This window comes from Aquirufa beregesia (assembly GCF_011090385.1).
GTDB lineage: Bacteria > Bacteroidota > Bacteroidia > Cytophagales > Spirosomataceae > Aquirufa > Aquirufa beregesia.
Genome location: NZ_SEWW01000004.1, coordinates 165,253 through 184,977, shown reverse-complemented (window position 1 = coordinate 184,977; position 19,725 = coordinate 165,253). Strand labels below are relative to the sequence as shown.

The following is a 19,725-nucleotide window of genomic DNA, read 5'->3' as shown; positions in this document are numbered from 1 at the left end:
CAAAAATGGAATTATTAGATTTGCGTGAATTATAATCTCAAAGACAATTTGAAAAGTCTTTGACATATAATATCCTGTTCCTAAATTATATATGAAAAATTCTTCTACTTGGCTGCAAAGTCTTTGTGATGTACCGACCATATCTGGCAAGGGAAATCATACTAATTCACGCATGTTTCCGGCTTCTGCTAATTTATTCAGGGACTAATCCTCTGGGCAAATTCTCTATTAAAATTTGATTAGAATACCTGTGTTCTCAAAAAATTATATGAAAGTACTTCACTCTACTTATTTCAAAACGTTGAAACAATTCCCTACTTTTCTATCTATACTGGTAGTGCTTTCGATGTTATTGGTTTCAACTACGGAAACTAAGGGCCTCGGAAAAGCAAGGGCTATTTCCTATTCTTCCCTACCTGTTAATAAAACGTCGACTTCCTGTTCTTTTGGTCAAGGTCAAACTTCCACCACAGACGAAGTTTTATTTTTTGATAGAGAAGCAGCAAAAGATTTAAACTTTACAGAAAAAAGAGTTGCAGAAGCTCATAAATCAGTCAATCAATTATTAACCAATTTCTTTCAAAAAAATAATTACAGGGATTTACTTTTTTCATATTTCCCAGGTAAACGTAAATCCATTGATTCCGATTTTGATGCAAAAGTTCAAAGTTTACGAAATGCCGTTTTAAACAAAGGCTTTCAAGTTCCCGTTCAACTATTAAGTTGGTCTGAGTTAAATAGTGCCATGGCCGCATTTGCGAGTCGTGGACCTGCAGGTTCACCCATCATCTTCATCAATAAAGAATACTTAGAAGGTAAAGCTTCTTTCATATACCCTAAAGCTCATGATCGTCAAATTGTAGGATTATTATTACAGGAATATGGCCACGCGATTGATTACTATTTAAATGGTGACCAAGATACACCTGGTGATGAAGGTGCACTTTTTGTAGTTAAAGAAATGAAGGTAGATGTAGAGCCTATAGAATTAGCGGCTATGCAAAACAGAGAAGATTATAACAAAATTTCTGTTCAAGGCAAAATATTTGCAGTAGAAGAAGCAGCCGTTACTCTTGCAGAAGCATACCTGTCCACTGTCAATGCCCAAGGTAAACCGACCACTGGAGCAAGTGCATTAAGTGCAACAACCATGCGCTTTGAAACGAATCCTACCTCTTCAGCTACATTTAGTGGGACAATAGGAGGTAACTCAAAAATATTAGGATCATTCTCTTACTTTGTTGGGGCGACCAAAACAACTATTCCTGGGTTTATAGACAAGTCCACGGGTAATGGCTCATCGGGTATCATTGTTCTTTTCATTACAGATGCCAATAACTTAGTGGGTTATCTTGTTCGTATATATGGTACTCCGATTATCAGTGCCAATACACAATACAACATGAATAATAGCCCAGTGGGGACTGATTTGGATAGTTACCAAACATCCAGCGGCCCCTCCACCGCTACCTCTACTTTAACACCTGCAAGTACCACTGGTATAGTGGCCAATGGAACTACCACTACGTTAACTGTCACCGCAAAAAATGCAGCGGGTACTGCATTATCAGGAGCTACAGTTACTTTAGATCAATTTTCAGATGCAGGTTTAACTAGTTCAACTACCAAATCAACCATTAGTCCAACAAGCGCTACAACGAATGCAAGTGGTATAGCCACCTTTACGGTAAGTAGTAAAATTGCCCCCCAGACAATTTATTACCGAGCCACCGTTGTTGCCTCTGGATTTGAATCCATTTTAACGGGTTCCGCTTCCGTAGCTTATGTGGTGGGCCCTGTGACCAAACTGCAAGTATTGATGCCTGGCGAAACCGCAGACCCAGGATCTGCCACAGGTAAAACGGGTATCCCAACTGACCAAGTCGCTGGTTCCAATACCACAGTAACTGTCAATGCCGTGGATGCATGGTGGAATAAAGTTAATACATCTACACCCACTGTAGTCATCACCACCAGTGATGCCAATGATACACATCCAGCCAGTGCCGCTTTAGCGGCTGGTACTGGAACATTCACCGTATCTTTCCGTACGGCAGGAAATCAAACTGTCACAGCTACAGACCAGGCTACTACATTAACTGCAAATACTGGGGCAACAACATTAGTTACAGCTGGTACTGTTAACAAATTACAAGTATTGATGCCTGGCGAAACAGCTGCTCCAGGAACTGCTACAGGTAAAACAGGTACACCTACAGCTCAAACGGCAGGATCCTCATTTAATTTTACTGTTAATGCCGTGGATGCCTATTGGAACATAGTATCCTCGGCAACTCCAACAGCCGTGATTACTTCTTCGGATGCACTGGCTACCCTACCAAGTAGCGCTGCATTAGCCAGTGGAACAAGGCAATTTGCCCTAACTTTTAAAACAGCTGGTAATCAAACGGTTACAGCAACTGACCAAGCTGCGACCTTAACTGCTAATACTGGTTCAAGTACAGTAGTTACTGCAGGTGCTGCTACAAAATACCTTGTTACTTCATCATCTAGTTCCCCTGTGGCAGGTAGCACTGTAACCATTTCAGCTCAACTGGCTGATGCGAATAATAACCCGGTTAGTACTGCAGGACAAACCGTTACTTGGACTAAGTCTGATGCCAATGGTAGTTTTGCGACTGCTACTTCAACAACCAATGCTAGCGGTATTGCTACCATCGTATTCACCACACATACCGTTGCAGGTACAGCCACAACAGTGACTGCTACTACTTCTAGTATCACAGGTACTTCAGGGACTATTACTACAGCCACAAGTGCCGCAGATGCCACCGCTTCTACATTAACTCCTACTTCAGCTAGCATCGTTGCTGATGGTTCTACTACCCAAGTATTAACCCTTACAGCTAAAGATGGTAGTGGTAATAACATAGGATCTGGTGGGGCTACTGTCACTATCACTAAATCATCGGGTACTGGTACCATTGGTTCTGTTACTGACGTAGGAAATGGTACTTATACTGCCACAGTTACATCTCCTACTGCAACAGGTTCTGGTGTATTTGTGGCTACTTTAGGGGGAGCCCAGGTAAAAAGTGGAACAGGTTCTCAAACTCAATCGACCATCACCTATACTCCAGGTGCTGCTACCAAATATATTGTTACTTCTTCATCTTCTTCTCCGGTGGCGGGTGCTACAGTAACCATTTCTGCTCAATTAGCCGATGCTAACAATAACCCTGTGAGTACTTCTGGTCAAACTGTGACTTGGACTAAGTCTGATGCCAATGGTAGTTTTGCTACTGCTACTTCAACAACCAATGCTAGTGGGATTGCTACGGTTGTTTTCACCACACATACTGTTTCAGGTACTGCTACAACTGTGACAGCTACTACTTCGGCTATTTCAGGCACTTCTGCTTCCATCACCACGGTCGTGGGTACTGCTAGTAAGTACATCGTTACTTCTTCATCTTCTTCTCCTGTGGCTGGTGCTACCGTAACCATCTCGGCTCAGTTAGCCGATGCCAATGACAATCCAGTTGCTACTTCGGGTCAAACCGTTACTTGGACTAAGTCCAACGCCAACGGTAGCTTTGCTTCTGCTACTTCAACCACCAATGGAAGTGGGATTGCTACTGTGGTATTTACTACCCATACTGTGGTTGCTACTGCTACAACTGTGACAGCTACTACTTCGGCTATTTCTGGTACTTCTGCTTCCATCACCACGGTCGCGGGTACTGCTAGTAAGTACATCGTTACTTCTTCGTCTTCTTCTCCGGTGGCGGGTGCTACCGTAACCATCTCTGCTCAATTAGCCGATGCTAATGACAATCTAGTTGCTACTTCGGGACAAACCGTTACTTGGACTAAGTCCAACGCCAATGGTAGTTTTGCTACTGCTACTTCAACCACCAATGCTAGTGGGATTGCTACGGTTGTATTTACTACACATACTGTGGTTGCTACTGCTACAACTGTGACAGCTACTACTTCGGCTATTTCTGGTACTTCGGGAACGATTACTACCGTGGTAGGGGCTGCTACAAAATACATTGTAACCAGTAGTAATTATTCTCCGGTGGCGGGTGCTACCGTAATCATTTCGGCTCAGTTAGCCGATGCCAATGACAATCCAGTTGCTACTTCGGGACAAACCGTTACTTGGACTAAGTCCAACGCTAACGGTAGTTTTGCTACTGCTACTTCAACCACCAATGCTAGTGGGATTGCTACCGTTGTATTTACTACACATACTGTGGTTGCTACTGCTACAACTGTGACAGCTACTACTTCGGCTATTTCAGGAACATCAGGAACTATCACCACCGTGGCTGGGGCTGCTAGTAAGTACATCGTTACTTCTTCATCTTCTTCTCCGGTGGCGGGTGGAACTGTAACCATCTCTGCTCAATTAGCCGATGCTAATGACAATCCAGTTGCTACTTCGGGACAAACCGTTACTTGGACTAAGTCCAATGCCAATGGTAGTTTTGCTACTGCTACTTCAACCACCAATGCTAGTGGGATTGCTACAGTTGTATTTACTACACATACTGTGGTTGCTACTGCTACAACTGTGACAGCTACTACTTCGGCTATTTCAGGTACTTCTGCTTCCATCACCACGGTCGCGGGTACTGCTAGTAAGTACCTTGTTACTTCTTCATCTTCTTCTCCTGTGGCGGGTGCTACAGTGACTATCTCGGCTCAGTTAGCCGATGCCAATGACAATCCAGTTGCTACTTCGGGACAAACCGTTACTTGGACTAAGTCCAACGCTAACGGTAGTTTTGCTTCTGCTACTTCAACCACCAATGCTAGTGGGATTGCTACGGTGGTATTTACTTCGCATACCGTTTCAGGTACTGCTACAACTGTGACAGCTACTACTTCGGCTATTTCTGGTACTTCTGCTACCATCACCACGGTCGCGGGTACTGCGAGTAAGTACATCGTTACTTCTTCATCTTCTTCTCCAGCTGCTGGTGGAACTGTAACCATCTCGGCTCAATTAGCCGATGCCAATGACAATCCAGTTGCTACTTCGGGACAAACCGTTACTTGGACTAAGTCCAACGCCAATGGTAGTTTTGCTTCTGCTACTTCAACCACCAATGCTAGTGGGATTGCTACGGTTGTATTTACTACCCATACTGTGGTTGCTACTGCTACAACTGTAACAGCTACTACTTCGGCTATTTCAGGAACATCAGGAACTATCACCACCGTGGCTGGGGCTGCTAGTAAGTACATCGTTACTTCTTCATCTTCTTCTCCTGTGGCGGGTGCTACCGTAACCATCTCGGCTCAATTAGCCGATGCTAACAATAACCCAGTGAGTACTTCTGGTCAAACCGTCACTTGGACTAAGTCTGATGCCAATGGTAGTTTTGCAACTGCTACTTCAACCACCAATGCTAGTGGGATTGCTACAGTGGTTTTCACTACACATACTGTTTCAGGTACTGCTACAACTGTGACAGCTACTACTTCGGCTATTTCAGGAACATCAGGAACTATCACCACCGTGGTAGGGGCAGCGGATGCTACCGCTTCTACTTTAACTCCTACATCGGCAAGTATTACAGCGAATGGGTCTTCTACTCAGGTGTTAACTGTCACTGCTAAAGATGCCAATGGCAACAATGTGGGTGCTGGTGGGGCTACTGTGACTATTACTAAATCTTCTGGTACTGGATCTATTGGTTCGGTTACTGATGTTGGAAATGGTACCTATACAGCTACTGTAACTTCACCTACTGCCGTTGGTTCTGGGGTGTTTGTTGCCACTTTAGGTGGAGCAGAAGTGAGAAGTGGTACAGGTTCTCAAACTCAATCGACCATTACCTATATTCCAGGAGCTGCGAGTAAGTACATCGTTACTTCTTCATCTTCTTCTCCAGCTGCTGGTGGAACTGTAACCATCTCGGCTCAGTTAGCCGATGCCAATGACAATCCAGTTGCTACTTCGGGACAAACCGTGACTTGGACTAAGTCTGATGCCAATGGTAGTTTTGCTTCTGCTACTTCAACCACCAATGCTAGTGGGATTGCTACAGTTGTATTTACTACACATACTGTGGTTGCTACTGCTACAACTGTAACAGCTACTACTTCGGCTATTTCAGGAACATCAGGAACTATCACCACCGTGGCTGGGGCTGCTAGTAAGTACATCGTTACTTCTTCGTCTTCTTCTCCTGTGGCGGGTGCTACCGTAATCATTTCGGCTCAGTTAGCCGATGCCAATGACAATCCAGTTGCTACTTCGGGACAAACCGTTACTTGGACTAAGTCCAACGCCAATGGTAGTTTTGCTTCTGCTACTTCAACAACCAATGCTAGTGGGATTGCTACGGTGGTTTTCACTTCGCATACCGTTTCAGGTACTGCTACGACTGTGACAGCTACTACTTCGGCTATTTCTGGAACGACAAGTACTATTACGACAGTGCCAGGGGCAGCGGATGCTACCGCTTCTACTTTAACTCCTACATCGGCAAGTATTACAGCGAATGGGTCTTCTACTCAGGTGTTAACTGTCACTGCTAAAGATGCCAATGGCAACAATGTGGGTGCTGGTGGGGCTACTGTGACTATTACTAAATCTTCTGGTACTGGATCTATTGGTTCGGTTACTGATGTTGGAAATGGTACCTATACAGCTACTGTAACTTCACCTACTGCCGTTGGTTCTGGGGTGTTTGTTGCCACTTTAGGTGGAGCAGAAGTGAGAAGTGGTACAGGTTCTCAAACTCAATCTACCATTACTTATACGGCTGGAGCGGCGAGTAAGTACATCGTTACTTCTTCATCTTCTTCTCCAGCTGCTGGTGGAACTGTAACCATCTCGGCTCAATTAGCCGATGCTAACAATAACCCAGTGAGTACTTCTGGTCAAACCGTGACTTGGACTAAGTCCAATGCTAACGGTAGTTTTGCTTCTGCTACTTCAACCACTAATGCTAGTGGGATTGCTACAGTGGTATTTACTACCCATACTGTGGTTGCTACTGCTACAACTGTGACAGCTACTACTTCGGCTATTTCAGGCACTTCTGCTACCATCACCACGGTCGCGGGTACTGCGAGTAAGTACATCGTTACTTCTTCGTCTTCTTCTCCGGTGGCGGGTGCTACCGTAACCATTTCGGCTCAGTTAGCCGATGCCAATGACAATCCAGTTGCTACTTCGGGACAAACCGTTACTTGGACTAAGTCCAACGCCAATGGTAGTTTTGCTTCTGCTACTTCAACAACCAATGCTAGTGGGATTGCTACCGTTGTATTTACTACACATACTGTGGTTGCTACTGCTACAACTGTGACAGCTACTACTTCGGCTATTTCTGGAACATCAGGAACTATCACCACCGTGGCTGGTGCTGCTAGTAAGTACATCGTTACTTCTTCATCTTCTTCTCCTGTGGCGGGTGCTACTGTAACCATCTCGGCTCAGCTAGCCGATGCCAATGACAATCCAGTTGCTACTTCGGGACAAACCGTTACTTGGACTAAGTCCAACGCTAACGGTAGTTTTGCAACTGCTACTTCAACCACCAATGCTAGTGGGATTGCTACAGTTGTATTTACTACACATACTGTGGTTGCTACTGCTACAACTGTGACAGCTACTACTTCGGCCATTTCTGGAACGACAAGTACTATTACGACAGTGCCAGGGGCAGCGGATGCTACCGCTTCTACTTTAACTCCTACATCGGCAAGTATTACAGCGAATGGGTCTTCTACTCAAGTGTTAACTGTCACTGCTAAAGATGCCAATGGCAACAATGTGGGTGCTGGTGGGGCTACTGTGACTATTACTAAATCTTCTGGTACTGGATCTATTGGTTCGGTTACTGATGTTGGAAATGGTACCTATACAGCAACTGTAACCTCCCCAACAACAGTTGGTACAGGAGAATTCATAGCAACCATTGGAGGTGTTCACGTGCAAAACGGTACTGGCTCCATGCAACATAGTGTGATAACTTATACCGTAGGTCCTGCAGCCAAACTAAGCTTTCAAGTTCAACCAAGTAATGCAGGAGCGTTGGCGACTATCAGTCCAGCCGTAAATGTTAGAATTGAAGATACCCATGGTAATTTAACCAGCTCAACAGCCAATGTAACCATCGACTTTGGAACGAATGCTGGATCGGGGACATTATCTGGGACAAAAACGGTAGCCGCAGTGAATGGAGTAGCTACTTTTAGCGACTTATCCATCAATAATGCTGCTACGGGTTATACGTTGGCAGTAAGTAGTGCTGGTTTAACAGGGGCCACTTCAAATCCATTTAATATTACGACTTCAGGTGCAGCAAAATTGGCCTTTAGTGTACAGCCTAGTAATGCTACTGCAGGAAGTAGCATTAGTCCTTCTATCAAAGTTCAAATCTTAGATGCAGCTGGTAATCCAACCACAGCAACGGATAACATTACCTTGTCTATTGACACCAACCCTGCATCAGGTACACTTTCAGGAACCTTGACACAATCGGCAGTAGCTGGGGAAGCCACATTTGCGGGTATTTCTATCAACAAATCAAGTGCTTCTTCCTATAAGTTAAAAGCAACTAGCGGATCATTGACAGAAGCTATTTCCTCTACTTTCCTTATATCACCTAATACCCCTACAACCATTACAGTTACAGGAATTACGCTTGCACCAGGTATATTAGGAATTAATAATAACATAGCCCGAGTGAATTTAGTGGACGCCTATGGCAACTTCTCTCCTGCTCCGTCTGACATCGGAGTTGAATTAAGTTTGTTTTTAGGTGCTACGGATAGGACTTCTGATGGAATTGAAAGAACAAATGCCTCTAACGTCGTTCAATCAAATCCTATTCAAGTTACAATTCCAACTAGTTCCTATTTCACGGATATTAGCTATGTTCGATACAAAGTTTCTACCATTGATAAAACCACCAACCCTTATACTGTCAACACCAATGCTACCATTAAAGCAACTAAATATACGGTAGGCGGTCCTAGCTTAACCACCGGCACAAGTGCAGCGTTTACCATTGTAGAGGGGAAAATATATTCTCCAAAAACAACGGGAAATTGGAATGCGGTTACTTGGGCCATATCCAATGACGGTGGTACCTCATTCGCAGACACTGTTGGAATTAAATATACCTATAATCCATATGATATAGTTAAGATTCCAACAGGAATCACGACTACATTAAGTCAATCGGTTTCTTTATACAGCATGATTATCGATGGTACTTTTGACCTAACTACTGGTGGTACTCTTACGTTAAATCACCACTCGGGTATTGATGGGGGATATAATGTCCATACCCACGGTACATTCAAAAACTCAGGAGGAACTTTTACTAATACTAACGAATCTGGTAGCAGCTTCTTACCCAATTTCCACGGTGGAACTTATTGGCATGCAAAAGATGGAGGATCTATTCCAAAAGCATTATGGACTACCCAAGCTGCCGGAGCATTAACCAAAATTACTGGTCTAAGTTCAACTTCCCTTTCTGGTGGATTTGATCAAGCATTTTTACATTTCGAATGGGACAACTCGTTTTCGGGTCAAACCATGCATGGAAATGTCAGCATTGCGAAAGACTTTTATTTGAAAAGTGGTTCTTTCTCCATTGGAGACAACAATACCTTAACATTAAATGAAACAGTTAATGGATCAAGTGGGGGTAAATTAAAAGGAACAACACTTTCTACCTTACATGTCAATACAACAAGTGGAAGCCCTACTCTGGATTTTGCTTCTGGTGGACAAAGTTTGAAAGAACTGAAAGTCAATGTTACTGGTGGAACCTCTTTGACAATACCTTCTGATTTAAACATCAATAATACCTTAAACTTAGTAGCTGGCCATGTGGTCATGGGTAATAATAAAAAGATTATTCTTCCTAGCGATGCCAGTATTACAGGTGCTTCCGATACCCGCTATGTAGAAGGTTCTATTTCAAGAGTTATTCCGAAGCAAACGGACCCTACTGTTGCCTTTCCTATAGGTGATGCCACAGCCTATACTCCAGTAACTTTAGATTTTATTGGTAGAAGTGCCGCTTCCACTGACTTAACGATTGAATCATCCACCAATGCACTACCAGATAATACAGAAGTAAATGGATCAGGTATTCGTGGAGACAAATATGTGAAAAGAAAATGGCAAGTAAGCGATGGAAGTGGAACAACTTCCAATGGCTTTACAACGTATAATATTACTTTGGGTTTCCCCGCAGGAGATATTGCAGGATCGGCAAGTCTATCTAACATGATTGTCCGCAAAAACTCAGCGGGATGGAAAGCTCCTAGTGGACATGTGCGTGCTGATGGAACTACTAAGACCGTGAAAGGTCAAAACTTTAACTCCTTCTCTGATTTTTATATTGGAGAGTCTACAGGAGCCACCAGCTTTACCTTAAATAGTCCAGCCGATATCGCTGCAGGAACTAGAGCTGCCTATATTGGCACTCGATTGGATGCAGCTTTATTGCCATACACAACAGGATCTCTAACAACATATCTAACTTCAACAGGAAGTGGTGTGTTCTATGATGCTGCAAGTGGAGGAAATGTTATTACAAGTATCAATTTCGCAGATGGATCATCGACTGTTAATTTCTGGTTTGAGAAAACTACGGCTGCAACTTATACGATAACATTATCCGACGCTACTCCAGCTGATGCTGGTGCTGGAATCACTGATGCTACTGATGATATCGCTGTTACGGTGGGTGCAGTGGATGCTGCAGCTTCTACATTAACTCCTACGGTAGCTAATATTACTGCCAATGGAACTTCGACTCAAGTATTATCTGTAACGGCCAAAGATGCTTATGGAAATAACCGAGGAACTGGTGGTGATGTGGTAACCATTACCAAATCGTCAGGTACTGGTTCCATAGGAAGTGTAACTCATGCAGGAAGTGGAATTTATACCGCAACGGTCACCTCACCTACCTCAACAGGAACAGGGGTATTTGTGGCTACTTTAGGGGGAGCCCAGGTAAAAAGTGGAACAGGTTCTCAAACTCAATCGACCATCACCTATATTCCAGGAGCTGCGAGTAAGTACATCGTTACTTCTTCATCTTCTTCTCCAGCTGCTGGTGGAACTGTAACCATCTCGGCTCAGTTAGCCGATGCCAATGACAATCCAGTTGCTACTTCGGGACAAACCGTTACTTGGACTAAGTCTGATGCTAACGGTAGTTTTGCTTCTGCTACTTCAACAACCAATGCTAGTGGGATTGCTACGGTGGTTTTCACTTCGCATACCGTTTCAGGTACTGCTACAACCGTGACAGCTACTACTTCGGCTATTTCTGGTACTTCTGCTTCCATCACCACGGTCGCGGGTACTGCTAGTAAGTACATCGTTACTTCTTCGTCTTCTTCTCCGGTGGCGGGTGCTACCGTAACCATTTCGGCTCAGTTAGCCGATGCCAATGACAATCCAGTTGCTACTTCGGGACAAACCGTTACTTGGACTAAGTCCAACGCCAATGGTAGTTTTGCTTCTGCTACTTCAACCACCAATGCTAGTGGGATTGCTACAGTTGTATTTACTACACATACTGTGGTTGCTACTGCTACAACTGTAACAGCGACTACTTCGGCTATTTCAGGCACTTCGGGAACGATTACTACCGTGGTAGGGGCTGCTACAAAATACATTGTAACCAGTAGTAATTATTCTCCGGTTGTTGGTGGAACAGTAACCATTACCGCACAATTAGTAGATGCTAATAATAACCCGGTAAGCACTCCAAGCCAAACAATCACTTGGACTAAGAGCAATCTCAATGGTTCATTCTCTTCCGCAACTAGCACTACAAATGGAAGTGGTATTGCAACGGTAACATTTACAGCACATACGGTTGCCAATACGGTTACAACTATTACGGCAACGGACAATAATAACTTAACAGGTACTACTCCAAATATTACATCAGATGCAAGTGGCGCTTCTAAATTAGTCGTATCCAATATTGCAGGTCAAACTGCAGGAACAGCCTTTGCTGTTACGGTGACTTTAACAGATAATAATGGTAACGTGGTCAATGCAACCGCGGATGCTACTGTTACTTTAACCCGTAAAACAGGTACAGGTACTTTAGGTGGTACTTTAACTGGAACTATCACAAGTGGTTCTAGCGCAGTAACCATCTCTGGAGTAACTTATACCAAAGCAGAAACGGGTGTAGTCTTAACGGCTACAGGTTCTGTGGCTGGTAATGTCAATGGTAAAACAGGTGATTCCAATGCATTCTCTGTGGTGGCTGGTGCTGCTGCTAAATACATTGTAACAAGTAGTAACACTTCTCCAATTGCAGGAACTACAGTAACTATTACGGCACAATTAGTAGATGCAAATAATAATCCTGTCACTACTTCAGGTAAAACCATTACTTGGTCGAAAAGTGATGCCAACGGATCATTCTCATCAGCAACTAGTACAACCGACGCTAATGGTACTACAACAGTAACATTTACTACACACACAGTTTCAGGTACATCAACTACCATTACAGCAACCGATAATACTAGTTTAACTGGTACTTCAGCTGGATTTAGCTCTATTGTTGGTTCTGCAACTAAATTAGTCGTTTCTACTATCGCGCAACAAACGGCTGGTACTGGATTTACAGTAACGATTACTTTAATTGATGCCAATGGTAATCCGGTGAATGCAACAGCTGATGGCTCCGTAACTTTAACCCGTAAAACAGGTACAGGTACTTTAGGTGGCACTTTAACTGGAACTATCACAAGTGGTTCTAGCGCAGTAACTATTTCAGGTGTAACCTATACCAAAGCTGAAACGGGGGTAGTATTAACGGCTACAGGTTCTGTGGCTGGTAATGTCAATGGCAAAACAGGGGATTCTAATGCATTTACCGTGGTGGCTGGGGCAGCTACTAAATACATAGTAACAAGTAGTTCCACTTCTCCTGCGGCTGGTGGAACCGTGACTATTACGGCACAATTATTAGATGCTAATAATAACCCGGTAAGCACTTTGGGTAAAACCATAACTTGGTCGAAGAGCGATGCCAATGGTTCATTCTCATCCGCGACTAGCACTACGGATGGTAGTGGTACAGCCACTGTCACATTTACTACTCATACGGTTGCTGGAACTTCAACGACAATCACAGCAACAGATAATAACAATTTAACAGGTACCACGGCAACTATCACTGCTGGTTCTGGAGGCGCTACCAAATTAGTAGTATCCAACATTGCAGGTCAAACTGCAGGAACAGCCTTTGCTGTTACGGTGACTTTAACAGATAATAATGGTAACGTGGTCAATGCGACTGCCGATGGAACTGTTACTCTTTCTCGTAAAACGGGGACGGGTACGTTAGCTGGAACTCTTATTGGAACTCTTACTTCTGGTTCTAGTGCAGTAACCATCTCGGGCGTAACTTATACCAAAGCAGAAACGGGGGTGGTCTTAACCGCTACTGGATCTGTTGCTGGTAATGTCAATGGTAAAACAGGGGACTCTAATGCTTTCAATGTAGTAGCTGGTGCAGCAGATGCTACCGCTTCTACTTTAACACCTACTTCGGCTAGCATTACTGCTAATGGTTCTAGCACTCAGGTGTTAACCCTTACTGCCAAAGATGCCAATGGAAATAACTTAACTGCTGGTGGCGCTACGGTAACCATCACCAAATCTTCTGGTACAGGATCCATTGGCTCTGTCACGGATAATGGTAATGGTACATATACCGCTACTGTCACCTCTCCAACATCTGCTGGTTCAGGTGTCTTTGTGGCTACCTTAGGGGCTGCTGCCGTGAAAAGTGGTACTGGTTCTCAAACTCAATCTACCATCACGTATACCGCTGGTACTGCTACCAAATTGGTGGTAACTAACATCGCTCAACAAACGGCTGGTACTGGATTTGCTGTAACAGTTACTTTAACTGATGCCAATGATAATCCTGTGAATGCTACAACTAATGGAACAATTACACTAACCTTAAAAACAGGTACAGGTACTTTAGGTGGCACTTTAACTGGAACTATCACAAGTGGTTCTAGCGCAGTAACTATTTCAGGTATAAGCTATACCAAAGCAGAAACGGGTATTTCATTAACTACCACAGGTTCGGGTACAGGAAACGTTTCAGGCAAAACAGGAGATTCTAACACATTTAGTGTGGTTCCTGGAACAGCTTCTAAATACATAGTAACTAGCAGTTCTACCTCACCTGCTGCCGGAGCAACTGTAACCATTACGGCACAATTAGTCGATGCTTACAATAACTCAGTAAGCACTTCAGCTAAAACAATTACTTGGTCGAAAAGTGATGTAAATGGTTCATTTTCATCTGCAACTAGCACGACGGACGCAAGTGGTACAGCAACGGTAACTTTCACTTCACATTCCGTTGCAGGAACAACTACTACTATTACAGCAACAGATAATAACAATTTAACAGGCACCACAGCAACTATCACTGCTGGTTCTGGAGGCGCTACTAAATTAGTGGTATCCAACATTGCAGGTCAAACAGCTGGATCGGCTTTTGCCGTTACAGTTACTTTAACAGATGCTAATGGAAATCCTGTCAATGCTTCTACCAATGGAACAGTTACTTTAACCTTAAAATCAGGAATCGGTACCTTAGCCGGAACGCTTACAGGAACCATTAATGCTGGTTCTAGTGCAGTAACGATTTCCGGAGTGACTTATACCAAAGCAGAAACTGGTGTAGCCCTAACAGCTACTGGTTCTGGCTCAGGTAATGTCTCTGGTAAAATGGGAGATTCTAATTCATTCAGTGTTGTTGCGGGTGCAGGTGCAAAATACATCGTTACTAGCAGCAATACATCTCCTACGGCAGGAGGTACTGTGACCATTACTGCTCAATTGGTAGATGCCAATAATAATCCTGTCGCAACTTCCGGTAAAACAATTACTTGGTCGAAGAGCAATGCCAATGGTTCCTTCTCATCGGCAACAAGTACCACAGATGCTAATGGTACAGCTACGGTCACCTATACCACGCATACGGTTTCAGGTACATCAACGACCATTACGGCGACAGATAATAATAACTTAACAGGTACTTCTGCTGGATTTAGTTCTGAGGCAGGAGCTGCTTCTAAATTGATTGTTAGTACTATTGCTAGTCAATCAGCAGGAACAGCATTCCCTATCACCATCACACTAACTGATACGAATGGTAATCCAGTGAATGCCACCGCCAATGGAACGGTAAGTTTGACTTTGAAAACAGGTACAGGCGCTCTAAGTGGAACATTAACAGGAACCATCAATGCGGGATCTAGTGCTGTAACCATTTCGGGAGTAAGCTATACCAAATTAGAATCAGGAGTTGTGATAACAGCAACAGGTTCTGGTTCTGGAAATGTCAGTGGTAAATCTGGAGATTCTAATGCATTCAATGTCAATGCAGGAGGCGCCAATAGATTTATCATCTCTACCATTACAGATAAGATTGCTTTAAATGCATTCTCATTAACTGCAACTTTAGTAGATGCTAATGACAATCTTGTGAATGCCGATGTAAACACCACGGTAACGGTCGGTATAAAAACTGGTACAGGTACTTTGGGTGGAACACTGACAGGATCACTACTTAGTGGTAGTTCTAGTGTCACTATTTCTGGCATTACCTACGATAAAGTAGAGTCAGGCGTAGAATTAAAAGCTACAGCTTCAAGTGCTGGAAATACCCATGGAAAAATTGGTCATTCAAATGCATTCTCTGTCAGTGCAGGTATAGGATCAAAAATCAAGTTAAGTCCACTAAGTAACTATGTGGCAGGTACTAGTCAAACGATAACGGCTACCTTAACAGATGAAAATGATAATACTGTTTTAGCTACGGCTAACAGTACCATTACGTTGAGTGTTAAAACAGGTACAGGTACTATTTCGGGCACTTATACTGGTATTATTCTTGCAGGGACAAATTCGGTAACCATTACTGGAATTTTGTATAATAAAGCAGAAACAGGCATAGTTTTGCGTGCAACAGGTACAGGAGTAGGTTCCAATGTCAATGGAAAAGTAGGTGATAGCAATGCTTTCACGGTGAGTCCAGGCCCATTATACAGGTACTTTATTTCAGGCTTAACTAGACAAGAAGCTGGAACGACCCAAACTGTTACTATCAGAGCCCTAGATCAATATGATAATGTGGTGTTATCTTATGTAGGCTCCAAACCAATCACTTTTACAGGAGCTACAGCGGCCTCTGAAATCTATAAACCAAGTGCTGGTGCACCTAATAATACACCAACTTCAATCGGTGGCGGAACAGGGACATTGAACCAAACGGTGAAAAAGACAAATCAGACGACAACGTCTACTACCATTAATATCAATGCCACAGCAGCTGGAAATACAGTAATTCAAAACCCCGGCTCGAATATCATCAGCCTCAATGCCACGGTTAGCACCTTAGCTGAATTTGGAAGTACCGTTAATTTAACCTTTACCAATGGTCTCGCTAGTGCGGTGATCATATTATACAAAGCGGAAACAGCTATCATTTCAGCAACAGACGGAGTCGTTAACACGCCAAAAGAAGGGGAATTGCAAGTGGAAGTCGTGAGTTCTAGCTTCGCGAAATTAGAAGTTACTTTGGCTCCTCAACAGGTCGTTGGACAACCTTTAGTGGGTTCATTAAAAGCGCTTGATCAATATGGCAACGTCGTGAAAAACTTTGATGCCTCTCAAAATAATATCACCATTGTGGTGAACAATTTGACTGGTGTAGTAACAGGTTTATCAGGTACTATTAAATTGACCAGCCCTACTGACTTTGTCAATGGAGTTGCTGACTTTTCTTTATTGGGAGTTAAATACCAAGGTGGTTCTGGTAATGGAGGATTCTCCTTTACACCAAGTACAGGTTCAGGTGTTCAAGCAGAAAATATCGTGGTAGTAGCAGATGATGTGGACGGCGATGGCGTTTCTGACGAAAAAGAAACAACGGATGGTACAGATAAAAATGACCCTTGTTCCTATTTGGTGGCTAGTCAAGATTTCTCTAAAACAAGCCTTACTTGGAAATCTGCTGACTGCGACGGTGATGGCACGACCAACGGAACAGATGCTGCTCCGCTGAACTCTTGTATCGGTGGTATACCAGGTTATATTCCTGTCAAAGGTTCATTAGGTTACCAACGTTACTTCTTAGGTGATTGTGACGGTGATGGTATTACCAACGACATGGAATGTTATGGAGGATATACTGGAGGAACCGTTTGCCAAGACTTTGATAGTGATGGAATTCCAAACTCTCAAGATCCAGATTCTGATAATGATGGAATTTGGGACATCATTGAAAAGAATATTGATAGCGATGGAGATGGAGATGCCAATTACCTTGATCTAGATTCTGATAATGACGGAATTTTAGATGCCATGGAAAAAACCAGCGATACCGATTCAGATGGTATTCCCAATTATTTAGATACCGATTCAGATGGTGACGGTATCCTCGATGCATGGGAAGCTACGAATAGTACACGTGGGGTAATTGATACCAATTACGACGGACGTGTGGATATCAATGGGGCTGCACCAGATGTTAATGGAAACGGTTTAGTTGACTTCTTAGAATCCAATCCTGCTCCAGTACCCGATACTGACAAAGACGGGACACCAGATTATTTAGATCTTGATTCTGACGGAGATGCCATTAATGATCAAGTAGAATCAACCAGTGATAGTGATAAAGATGGTAAACCCAATTACCGTGATAAAGACTCTGATGGAGACTGGTTGGGTGATACTGATGAACGCGACCGTGATAACGATGGCGACGGAATTCCCAATTACTTGGATCTTGATTCAGATGGCGATGGTATTCCAGATGCATGGGAAGGCAAAAATAAATGTGCGACCTGTGATAATAGAAATGATGATAATGATGACGGATGGGATGATCGCGGGCAATACAAAGCCTTGATTGATACCGATAAAGACGGCTCTCCAGACTTCTTTGATTTGGATTCTGACAATGACTGTATTCCAGATCGAATTGAATTGGGTGGCGACTCAGATAGTGATGAAATCCCTAATTTCAGAGATTCCGATTCTGATGGAGATGGAATTCCGGATAAAGTAGAAAGTGTGGTTTGCGAAAATCCAGTAGATACCGATAAAGATGGAATTAAAGATTTTGAAGATCTCGACTCGGATGGAGATGGCATACCGGATTCCCTTGAAGCAGGGGCCAATCCAGGTACACCTGTGGATTCCGATAAAGATGGCTTAGCCGATTACCGTGATACCGATTCTGATGGTGACGGTATACTGGATATCTATGAAGCTGGAAATAATCCCAAAAATCCGGTGGATTCCGATAAAGATGGTATAGCTGATTACTTAGATCTAGATTCAGATGGTGACAGTATTTCAGACCAAATTGAAGGCGGCGCCGCAGGATTCAAACCATTGGATAGTGACAATGACGGCATAGAAGACTATCGTGATTTAGATTCAGATAATGATACTATACCAGATAAAGTAGAAGTTGGCTCTAGTCCTAGCAATGCTTTAGATTCAGATCAAGACGGAAATTATGACTTTAGAGATCCAGATTCTGACGGAGATGGTTTACCAGATAAGGTTGAAGTAGGACCAGATGTAAACAATCCTATGGATACAGATAAAGATGGTAAAGCTGATTATATCGATACAGACTCTGATAATGACAGTATCCTTGACCGTTTAGAGGTAGGTTCTGACCCTAAAAAGCCCGTAGATAGCGATGGCGATGGCTTACCAAACTACCGAGATGCAGATTCAGATAATGACACCATCCTTGATAACTTTGAAGTCGGTCCAGATGCATTAATCCCCTCTGATTTTGACAAAGACGGTATACCAGATTATATAGACAATGATTCAGATAATGACACGATACCAGATAAAGTGGAAGTTGGTCCTAACCCTGCCACTCCTTTAGATACGGATAAAGATGGATTCTTTGATTACAGAGACACCGATTCTGATAACGATGGCTTATTAGATAAAATAGAAGCGGGTTCAGATCCGAATAGACCCATAGATTCTGACAAGGATGGCTTACCAGATTACCGAGATGCAGATAGCGACAATGATGGTATTCCTGATAAAATTGAAGTAGGCAAAGATTCCAATAATCCTGTGGATACTGACAGAGATGGAATTCCCGATTTCCGTGATATAGATAGTGATAACGACGGCACACCAGATAGCATTGGAGCTGGATCTAACTTAAATACGCCATTGGATACAGATAAAGATGGTATATATGATTATGTAGATCCAGATGATGATAATGATGGTATCCCGGATTTATTAGAAGATGATTTGAATTATGGAGCTATGCCAGATTGCGATAAAGACGGCATTCCAAACCGCTTGGACCCTGATACTTGTGATACTTTTGTACCTCAAGGAATATCGCCAAATAATGACGGATTTAATGATAAATTAGTGATTCCTGGCATCCTAAACTTCCGTAATAGATTAAGCATCTATAACCGTTGGGGAGATTTAATATTTGAAACAGATAACTATAAAAATGATTGGGGTGGAGAAAGTTCCACTAACAATGTGTTAACAATTGATAAAAAATTACCAGATGGTGTTTATTATTATGTGGTTGATTTCTTTGGAGTAAAACCAAATATCTCATCTTACGTATTCATCAGTCGCACCGCACTGGATAGGTAACATACTCCTAGATTAATTAAAAAACGAGGGCATTAAGT

The 19,725-nt window shown here is 43.0% G+C and carries 1 protein-coding gene; it reads left to right on the top strand.

Annotated elements, in window-relative coordinates; translation table 11 throughout:
* Positions 1–268: 268 nt before the first annotated feature.
* The gene (locus EWU23_RS08110) at positions 269–19,687 is read left to right on the top strand and encodes an invasin domain 3-containing protein (RefSeq protein WP_166230624.1); all 19,419 of its coding nucleotides are present in this window, start codon (positions 269–271) and stop codon (positions 19,685–19,687) included.
* Positions 19,688–19,725 lie beyond the last annotated feature (38 nt).